The 8980-nt window shown below is 74.6% G+C and carries 11 protein-coding genes; 3 read left to right on the top strand and 8 right to left on the bottom strand.

Annotated features, from left to right (window positions below; translation table 11 throughout):
* Both ACFWEK_RS01875 and ACFWEK_RS01870 read right to left on the bottom strand, forming a co-directional pair.
* On the bottom strand, nt 1-532 hold a 532-nt coding region (locus ACFWEK_RS01875), incomplete at its 3' end, for a TRAM domain-containing protein (protein WP_430552894.1).
* Between the two features lie 88 nt (nt 533-620).
* Nucleotides 621-2615, bottom strand: coding sequence for an APC family permease (locus ACFWEK_RS01870; protein ID WP_430545267.1), 1995 nt, complete (start codon nt 2613-2615; stop codon nt 621-623).
* Nucleotides 2616-2753: 138 nt separating this feature from the next.
* Between ACFWEK_RS01870 and ACFWEK_RS01865 the strand changes: the two genes are divergently transcribed.
* Nucleotides 2754-3407 (top strand): potassium channel family protein, encoded by a 654-nt coding sequence (locus ACFWEK_RS01865; RefSeq protein ID WP_430545606.1) that lies wholly within the window; start codon nt 2754-2756, stop codon nt 3405-3407.
* Nucleotides 3407-4189, top strand: a complete 783-nt coding sequence (locus tag ACFWEK_RS01860; protein ID WP_430545266.1) for a potassium channel family protein — start codon at nt 3407-3409, stop codon at nt 4187-4189. The genes ACFWEK_RS01865 and ACFWEK_RS01860 overlap by 1 nt, the downstream gene beginning before the upstream one ends.
* Here ACFWEK_RS01860 and ACFWEK_RS01855 read toward each other — a convergent pair.
* From ACFWEK_RS01855 to dut, 4 genes are all read right to left on the bottom strand, one after another.
* Nucleotides 4186-5079, bottom strand: a complete 894-nt coding sequence (locus ACFWEK_RS01855) for a DUF3159 domain-containing protein (RefSeq protein WP_430545265.1) — start codon at nt 5077-5079, stop codon at nt 4186-4188. The genes ACFWEK_RS01860 and ACFWEK_RS01855 overlap by 4 nt on opposite strands.
* Complete coding sequence (locus tag ACFWEK_RS01850) at nt 5076-5444, bottom strand: OB-fold nucleic acid binding domain-containing protein (RefSeq protein ID WP_429729800.1); 369 nt, start codon at nt 5442-5444, stop codon at nt 5076-5078. Before ACFWEK_RS01850 ends, ACFWEK_RS01855 begins: the two co-directional genes overlap by 4 nt.
* 46 nt (nt 5445-5490) lie before the next feature.
* The gene (locus ACFWEK_RS01845; RefSeq protein ID WP_430552893.1) at nt 5491-6273 is read right to left on the bottom strand and encodes a DUF3710 domain-containing protein; all 783 of its coding nucleotides are present in this window, start codon (nt 6271-6273) and stop codon (nt 5491-5493) included.
* A 106-nt stretch (nt 6274-6379) separates the two neighbouring features.
* On the bottom strand, nt 6380-6841 hold the full coding sequence (dut, locus tag ACFWEK_RS01840; protein ID WP_430545605.1) for a dUTP diphosphatase: 462 nt from the start codon (nt 6839-6841) through the stop codon (nt 6380-6382).
* Between the two features lie 143 nt (nt 6842-6984).
* On the opposite strand from dut, the gene ACFWEK_RS01835 reads away from it, so the two are divergent.
* Nucleotides 6985-7455 carry a DUF3093 domain-containing protein gene (locus ACFWEK_RS01835; RefSeq protein ID WP_430545263.1) on the top strand — a complete coding sequence of 157 codons (471 nt, stop codon included), beginning with the start codon at nt 6985-6987 and terminating at the stop codon, nt 7453-7455.
* A 116-nt stretch (nt 7456-7571) separates the two neighbouring features.
* On the opposite strand, the gene ACFWEK_RS01830 is transcribed toward ACFWEK_RS01835, so the two are convergent.
* Both ACFWEK_RS01830 and ACFWEK_RS01825 read right to left on the bottom strand, forming a co-directional pair.
* Nucleotides 7572-7871 (bottom strand): DUF4193 domain-containing protein, encoded by a 300-nt coding sequence (locus tag ACFWEK_RS01830; RefSeq protein ID WP_429729811.1) that lies wholly within the window; start codon nt 7869-7871, stop codon nt 7572-7574.
* Between the two features lie 271 nt (nt 7872-8142).
* The gene (locus ACFWEK_RS01825) at nt 8143-8955 is read right to left on the bottom strand and encodes an inositol monophosphatase family protein (protein WP_430552895.1); all 813 of its coding nucleotides are present in this window, start codon (nt 8953-8955) and stop codon (nt 8143-8145) included.
* Nucleotides 8956-8980 lie beyond the last annotated feature (25 nt).

The raw sequence follows: 8980 nt of genomic DNA, 5'->3' as shown, positions 1-8980 counted from the left end.
GAAAAACCTCGATCTGCACCACGTCGTGCGAGCGGAAGCGCCGCATCCCGGCCCGGCCGTCGGCGTCGGCCACGAGGTCGACGCGGGTGCGGTAGCCGAGCCCGCCGCGCTCGTCGTCCCCGGGCGCCCCCTCCACCACGACGTCGCGCTCGAGCCTCGCGAGCCGCTGCAGCTGCTCGGCGAGGACGGCGGCCTTCCAGCGGCGCTGCGCGGGCAGCGCCACGTGGGCGAGCTCGCCGCCGCCGACGCCGCCCGGGCCGGCCTCGGGCCAGGCGGACGGGACGCGGTCCGGCGACGCCTCGAGGACGTCGACCGCGTCGGCGCGCCAGAATCGGCTGCCGGTCTCCGTGACGCGTGCGCGGACGCGCTCGCCGGGCAGGGTGTGGCGCACGAAGACGACGCGGCCGTCGAGCCTGGCGACGCAGTGCCCGCCGTGCGCGACGGGGCCGATCTCGAGCTCGACCTCCCGGCCCACCTCCGGGTCCGGGGTGGTGGGACGAGGGCGCGGCGCGGAACGGCGAGGTCGGGGCATGGGCACCATTCTCCCCCGCGCGCGGCAAGGTCGGCACACGGTCAGGACACCGGTCGGGACACCGGTCGGGACACCCGTCAGGACACGGTCAGAACCGCGGACCGCGGGGCGAGGTCCCCTCCAGCCCGGTCTGGCCGGCCGACGACGAGAGCTGCCACGGCACCGACGCCACCACCACGCCGGGCGTGAACAGCAGCCGCCCCTTGAGGCGCAGGGCCGACTGGTTGTGCAGCAGCTGCTCCCACCAGTGCCCGACGACGTACTCGGGGATGTAGACGACCACCAGGTCGCGGGGCGAGTCGCGGCGCACGGAGCGCACGTACTTCAGCACCGGCCGGGTGATCTCCCGGAAGGGCGAGTCGAGGACGCGCAGCGGCACCGGGAGGTCCAGCGCCTCCCACCGCGCGCGCAGCTCCGCGATCTCCTCGGCGTCCACGCCGACGGTCACCGCCTCGAGCACCGACGGGCGCGACGCCCGCGCGTACGCCACGGCGCGCATCGTCGGCTTGTGGATCTTGGAGACCAGCACGATCGCGTGGACGCGGCTGGGCAGGGCACGTGCCCCGGCCACGTCGTCGAGCTCGAGCTCGGTGCGCACCCGGGCGTAGTGGGCGCGGATCGCCTTCATCAGCGCGAAGAGTACGCCCATCGCCAGCAGGGTGATCCACGCGCCGTGCGTGAACTTCGTCGCCAGCACGATGACGAGCACCGTCGCCGTCATCACGAAGCCGACGCCGTTGACGATCCGGGAACGCTGCATGCGGGCGCGCTCGGCGGGGTCGGGCTCCTTGCGAAGCGCCCGCGTCCAGTGCCGCAGCATGCCGAGCTGCGAGAGCGTGAAGGACACGAACACGCCCACGATGTACAGCTGGATCAGGCGCGTGACCTGCGCGTCGAACGCCACGATGAGGACGATCGCCGCGACGGCGAGCGTGATGATCCCGTTGGAGAACGCGAGCCGGTCGCCGCGCGTGTGCAGCTGGCGCGGCAGGAAGCCGTCCTTGGCGAGGATCGAGCCCAGCACCGGGAACCCGTTGAACGCCGTGTTCGCCGCGAGCACGAGGATCAGGCCGGTGACGATCGAGATCGCCACGAACGCGGGGGTGAAGCCCTGGAAGACGGCCTCCGCGAGCTGGCTGAGCACGGGGTGCTGGTTGTAGTCGGACGGCAGCGGCTGCCCGCCGGCGGTGAGCTGCTCGTGCGCGTCCTCCACGTACTTCACGCCGGTGGCCTGAGCGAGCAGCAGGATCGAGATCATCATCGTGGCGGAGATGCCGCCCAGCAGGGCCAGGGTGGTGGCCGCGTTGCGCGACTTGGGCTTCCGGAACGCCGGGACGCCGTTGCTGATCGCCTCCACGCCGGTGAGGGCCGCGCAGCCCGAGGCGAAGGCCCGGGCCAGGAGGAACGCGCCCGCCAGGCCGGTGAGCCCCTGGTCGAAGCCCGCCTCGGGGGTCATCTCGAAGCCGGCGCTCTCCGCCAGCGGCAGGTCGCCCGCGAAGAACCGGATCGCCCCGACGACGGCGAGGAGGCCGACGAGGGCCATGAAGCAGTAGGTCGGGATCGCGAAGACCGTGCCCGACTCGCGCACGCCCCGCAGGTTCATCACGGTGAGGATCACGACGACCGCCACGGCGAACAGCACCTCGTGGCCGCGGAGGAACGGCAGGGCGGAGGCCGCGTACTGGGCCCCCGACGAGATCGACACCGCCACGGTGAGGACGTAGTCGACGAGCAGGGCCGACGCGACGCCGATGCCGGCCGACGGCCCGAGGTTCGTCGTCGCCACCTCGTAGTCGCCACCGCCGGAGGGGTAGGCGCGCACGTTCTGGCGGTAGGACGACACCACCACGAGCAGCACGACGACGACGCCGAGGCCCACCCACGGGGAGATCGTCGTCGCGGCGATGCCGGCGACCGCCAGGGTCAGGAGGATCTCGTCCGGTGCGTACGCGACCGACGACAGCGCGTCGGAGGCGAAGACCGGCAGGGCGATCCGCTTGGGCAGGAGGGTGTGCCCCAGGTTCTCGCTGCGCATGGGGCGCCCGATGAGGAGCCGTTTGGCAGCGTCCGCGATGTCCGACACGTCGAGCAATGCTATGCCCGCCGCGCCCCGCGGGCGCGCGCGTCCCGTCGCGATGCCGGCGCGATGCCGGCAGCGGTGCCGGCGGCGATGTCGAGGGGCCCCGCGAGGTATAGCGTTTCGCCCGTGCACTTCGTGATCATGGGCTGCGGCCGCGTCGGCTCGACGCTCGCGCAGACGATCGAGTCCCACGGCCACTCCGTGGCCGTCGTCGACCAGAACCCCGACGCGTTCCGCCGTCTGCCGGCCGGGTTCTCCGGGCAGAAGGTGACGGGCGTCGGCTTCGACCGCGACACGCTGGTCCAGGCGGGCATCGAGGACACGTACGCCTTCGCCGCCGTGTCGGACGGCGACAACTCCAACGTGCTCGCCGCGCGCGTCGCGCGCGAGACGTACGGCGTCGAGAACGTCGTGGCCCGCATCTACGACCCCCAGCGCGCGGAGATCTACCAGCGCCTCGGCATCCCGACGGTCGCGACCGTGCGCTGGACGGCCGACCAGGTGCTGCGCCGCATGCTCCCCCTGGGCGCCACCGACGAGTACCGCGACCCCTCCGGGCAGGTGCGCCTCGCGCAGATCGACTACCACCCCGGCTGGGCCGGCCTGACGGTGCACCGCATCGAGGAGGCCACCGGCGCGCGCGTCGCCTTCCTGTCGCGCTACACCGACGGCGTCCTGCCGACGGCCGGCTCCGTGCTGCAGGAGAACGACGTGCTGCACGTCCTCATGCGCGCCGACGACGCGGCCGCCGTCGAGCGGGTCCTCACCCACGAGCCGCGGCAGGAGGAGAGCTGATGCGCGTCGTCGTCGCCGGGGCAGGGTCGGTCGGCCGGTCGATCGCCCGCGAGCTCCTCTCGCACGACCACGACGTCGTGCTCATCGACAAGAACCCCGCGGCGATGCGGGTCGCGCAGGTGCCCGAGGCCGACTGGCTGCTCGCCGACGCCTGCGAGCTGTCCTCGCTCGAGGCCGCGGACGTCACGAGCGCCGACGTCGTCGTCGGCGCCACCGGCGACGACAAGGCGAACCTCGTCTTCTCGCTCCTGTGCAAGACGGAGTTCGGCGTGCCCCGCACGGTGGCGCGCGTCAACAACCCGAAGAACGAGTGGATGTTCGACGGCTCCTGGGGCGTCGACGTCGCCGTGTCGACCCCGCGGATCATGACCGCGATGGTCGAGGAGGCCGTGGCGGTCGGGGACCTGGTGCGGATCTTCACCTTCCACCAGTCCGGCGCGGACATCGTGGAGGTGACGCTGCCGGACGACTCGCCGCTCGTGGGCGCCCGCGTCGGTTCCGTCGTCTGGCCCACGGACACGGTGCTCGCGTGCATCGTGCGCGGCGCGCAGCCGCTGGCGCCGACCGTGGACGACACGCTCGAGACCGGCGACGAGCTGGTGCTCGTGATGGGCAGCCAGGCGGACGAGGAGTCGCTCCAGCACCTGCTCAGCCACGGCGCCCCGGCCGTCCCCGCCATCGCGGCGGGCGACCCCCTCGTGGCGCCCGAGCTCGCCGCGGTGGACGGCCTCGACGACGAGCCCGGCCCCGGCGACGACGAGGGACCTGGCGACGACCGCTAGGCGCCGGGTCGGGCCGGCTCGTCCGCGTCGGCCGCGGGCCGGCCGGAGTGCGCGCCGCGCACGACGACCCAGGTGAGCCAGAGCACCAGGCCCCAGAGCGGGACGCCCAGCACCAGGTGGGCGGTGCCCAGCCAGCCGACGCTGTCGGCGAAGTACAGCGGCACCTTGACCGCCAGGCGCACCGCGAACAGCCCCGCCCAGAACCACGTGGCGAGGGTGTAGCGCCGGACGAGCTCCGGGTCCTTGCGCCACGCGACCAGCGCGGCGAGGGGGCTCGGGCCGGCGTCCGGCGCGGTCGCCCCGGGCGCGGCGGTCTCGGGCGAACCGGTGCCGGCGGGCCCGTCCTGCGGCTGCTCGTCGTCGGCGTGCCGGGCACGCTCGGCGGCGACGTCGGCGAACCCGCCGCGCACCGCCTCCACCACGAGCCCGACGACGGGCCAGCGCACCGCCAGCGACACGAGGATGGCCGCGAGGTAGGCGGCGTTGGTCCACAGCCCCCACACGTAGAAGTTCTGGGCCTCGCCGGACCTCCACGCCCAGAACACGCCCACGCCGATGCCGAGCAGCCCGCCCAGGGCCTGCGTGATCGGCGTGCGCTGCGCGAGCCGCGCCACGACGGCGACGAGGGCCGCGCCCACGGAGGCGATCAGCGCCCAGGTCAGCGCACCGCGCTCGTCGCCGCCCATCGACGCGACGACGTAGATGACCACGAAGAGCAGGCCGGGCAGCACCGCCTCGACCACGCCGCGCACACCGCCGACGGCCTGCCCGAACGAGAACGAGTCGCCCGTGACCGCCCGCACGCCACGCCCGTCCGCCGCGGGCACCGCCGACGTCACGGGCTCCGTCGGGCCGGCCGGCTTCCCCGCCGCGGGGTACCCGTCGCTCACTCGCCGGCCCGCGCGCGCAGCTCGTACCGCGGGTTGAACATGGTGCGCCGCCCGTCGATGTCGCACACCAGGCCCTCGACGCGGATGCGGCGCCCCGGGTCGATCCCCGCGATGGCCCGGCGCCCGAGCCACACGAGGTCGAGGGAGCCGGAACCGTCGTACAGCTCGGCCTCCACGGTCGGGACGCCCTCGCGGGGGCGCAGCACGACCGAGCGCAGCACGCCGGCCGCGCTCGCCCGACGGCGGTCACCCAGGTCGGCGACCGGCGTGCAGCCGCGGTGGGCCGCGGCCTCGTGGCGCTCCTCGTCGGCGGCGACCTCGTCGGCCGAGGCCAGCGCGTGCCGGACGGCGGTTCGCAGGGACATCAACAGCTCCAGGCTGGTGGACGAGCCGGCCTCGCGGCCGGGTCGCTCACCGGATCTCGGTGATCTCCGGCCCGCGGGTCAGCGGGTCGAACGACGGTGTCTGCGGCGCGGCGCCCTCCGGGCCCGCGGTGGCGTCCCCGCCCGGCGCATCGCCCTGGCGCGCGCTCTTGGGCAAAGTCAGCGTGAGCAGGTCGCGCGGCGGGCGGGGGTTGCCGTCCCGCACGACGACGACGTTCGCGAACACGGACTCGAGCTGCTTCGCGGCCTCCGGGTCGACCGCGGCGCGCCCGGACAGCACGCCGCGCAGGAACCAGCGCGGCCCGTCCACGCCCACGAAGCGGGCGGGACGCACCGCCGGCTTGCCGTCGGGCCCGGTGGCGGGGATGCGCGCGATGAGCTCTCGCCCGAACGTGCCGGGCACGTCGTCGACCGTGCCGCCCTGGCGCGTGATGGACGACCCGATCTCGGCGCGCACCTCGTCCCAGATGCCCTCCGTGCGGGGCGCGGCGAACGCCTGGACCTGCAGGCCGGACCCGTTGAGCGTCGCGGACACCCCGGTGACCTTCTGGGTCTTCTTGTCGACCTCCATGCGCAGCTCGAGGCCGGGCAGGACGGGCAGCCAGACGGCGCCGAGGTCCACGCGCGGGCCCATGCCCGTCACCTGGGTCGAGTCGAACGGGCCGCGCTCGGGACGCTCCCCCGCGGCCCCGTCGGTTCCCCGGTCGGTGGCGGCGTCGGCGCCGGTGGCGGGCGCCGCGGCCTCCGCGGCCGCGGGCTCGCGGGCCTCGTCGGTCGCCTTCTGCGACGCGTTGCGCCGGAACAGCCCCACGGAGGATCTCCTTCTCGTCGTCCTGCTCGCCCGGCGGCCGGACGAGCCCTACCCATCTCCCACAGTAGACCGGTTCGCGCACGCCTCCGGTCCGCGCCCGGGGGCGTCAGCCGCCGGCGAAACCGCCGCTCGAACCGAATCCACCCGCGCCGCGGTGCGACCCGGGCAGCGTCGTCGCCACGAGGAAACGGGCGTGCTCCACCCGCTGCACGACGAGCTGCGCCACGCGGTCGCCCCGGCGCAGCCGCACCGGCTCGGCGACGTCCGTGTTGAGGAGGATCACCTTGATCTCCCCCCGGTAGCCCGCGTCGATCGTGCCGGGGGCGTTCACCACGGTCACCCCGTGCTTCGCCGCGAGACCGGAGCGCGGGTGCACGAACGCGGCGTACCCCTCCGGCAGCGCGATCGCGACGCCGGTGGGGACCACGACGCGGCCCTGCGGAGGAATCTCGACGTCGACCGTGGTCACGAGGTCCGCGCCCGCGTCGCCCGGGTGCGCGTACGCGGGGGTCGGGACGTCGTCGAGCAGGGTGACGAGGACGTCGACGGTGCTCGGGTCCGTGCTCACGTGGCTGGCGTCGTGGCTCGCGGGCGGCGTCACGGGCTGGCTGGCGGTGTCAGGCACCCGGGAAGCGTAGCCGACCCGCGGACGGCTCACCGGCGTCGCCCCGACCGGGCGGATCCGTGCCGCGGTGCTGGGATGATGGGCCCATGAGCGAGCACGCGGCCCACCCGCCCACCGTCACCGGCCCGGTCTTCCGGGAGCGGCTGTCCCCCGGGCCGGCGGCCTGGTGCGGCGCCGTCGGGCTGGGCGTCATCGTCGGGGTGACCCTGTGGCCGCTGGCGCACGCGGTCGGTGCCGTGGTCGGCCTGCTCGTCGCGGCCGCCACCCTTGCGACCCTCGTCGCGACCGCGCCCGTGATCGAGGTGGCCGACGGGCGGCTGCGCGCCGGCAAGGCGCAGATCGCCGTCGACCTCCTGGGCGAGGTCACCACGATGGACGACGCCGAGGCGATGCGGACCGCCCTCGGCCCCGCCCTCGACGCGCGCGCGTTCGTGTGCCTGCGCGCGTGGGCGCGCACCGGCGTGCGCGTGGACCTCGAGGACCCGCTCGACCCGACGCCGTACTGGCTGCTGTCGACCCGGCGCCCGCAGGAGCTGGCCGCAGCGCTCGCGCGCTGAGCGCAGGCGCCCGGCCACGTCGGCACCGTCGTCGCCGCCCCCCGGAACGACGAAGGCCGTCACGTCCTCGACGTGACGGCCCGTGTCGTCCGTGGTGCTGGCGCCCCGACCTGCGGTCAGGCGGCGCACTCCGTGCAGATCATCTGGCCGTTCTTCTCGTAGGCCAGCTGGCTGCGGTGGTGGACGAGGAAGCAGCTCGTGCAGGTGAACTCGTCGGCCTGGCGGGGCAGGACGCGGACCGCGAGCTCCTCGCCGGACAGGTCGGCGCCGGGAAGCTCGAAGCCTTCCGCGGCCTCCGTCTCGTCCTCGTCGACGACACCCGACGACTTGTCGGAACGACGCGCCTGGAGCTCCTGGATCGAGTCCTGCTCCACGTCCTCGTCGTTCTTGCGGGGGGCGTCGTAGTCGGTTGCCATCTGTGTGGTCACGCTCCGTGGTGTCGGTATCGGTACGCGCTGATAATGCTCGGTGACCAGGTTTTGTTCCCGGTCGGCCCACGGATTGTGCACCATTTCGGGCGGGCGCGCGACACCACGCGCTGTTCCTCGTGTCACAGCGCGACGATCGGCCGCTGACCTGCGACGACGCACCGCCACGATGCGCTGTCCGCCCTCGGCGTGACGGTCGGCCTGACGCAGTTTTTCACCCTGGCGCCCGGGCGTGGAACGACCGAACCTCGTCAGCCGCTCAGCCGCGCGCGGCGTCGTCCGGACGGTCGGCGTCGGCGTCCTCGAGCAACCGGACGAGCTCCGCCACGACCGGGGTCGCGCCCGCGACCGTCATGGCGGTGCCCGGGCCACGACCGTGCAGCCCGCCGACCCACGCCCCGGCCTCCGCGGCCACGAGCGCACCGGCCGCCAGGTCCCACGGGTTGAGCCCGCGCTCGTAGTAGAGGTCGAGCGCTCCCTCGGCGAGCAGGCACAGGTCGATCGCGGCGGACCCGATCCGCCGGATGTCGCGCACCCGGGGCAGGACGTCGACGAGGACCTCGGCCTGCCGGGCGCGCCGCTCGGGCGCGTACCCGAACCCCGTGCCGACCAGCGACCGCGACAGCGCGTCCGGCCGGCGCACGCTCAGCGGCCGCCCGTCGCGCTCCGCCCCGCCGCCCCGGGCCGCTGTCCAGGTGCGCCCGTCGACCACCGAGTGCACGCAGCCCGCGAGCGCCGTCCACCGCCCCGGGTCGGCGGGACCCGCCACGACGGCCACCGAGACGGCATAGGATGCGACGCCGTACACGTAGTTGACCGTGCCGTCGATCGGGTCGAGCACCCAGGTGAGCCCGGACGTCCCCGGGACGTCGTCGCCCTCCTCGCCGAGGATCGCGTCGTCGGGCCGATCCGCGGCCAGCCGCCGGCGCAGCAAGGCCTCGGCCGCGCGGTCCATGTCCGTCACCGGGTCGACGTCGGACGACTTGGTCGCGGCGACCTCGACCCGCTCCGGGCGGCCGTCGCGCACCAGCGCCCCCGCCTCGCAGGCGAGGCTGCGGGCCAGCGCCCGCAGCGCCTCGACGTCGACGCCGACCTCG

Source organism: Isoptericola sp. NPDC060257 (genome assembly GCF_042726645.1).
GTDB lineage: Bacteria > Actinomycetota > Actinomycetes > Actinomycetales > Cellulomonadaceae > Isoptericola > Isoptericola nanjingensis.
The sequence above is the reverse complement of the archived record's forward strand: the minus strand, read 5'-3'. Positions and strand labels throughout refer to the sequence as shown.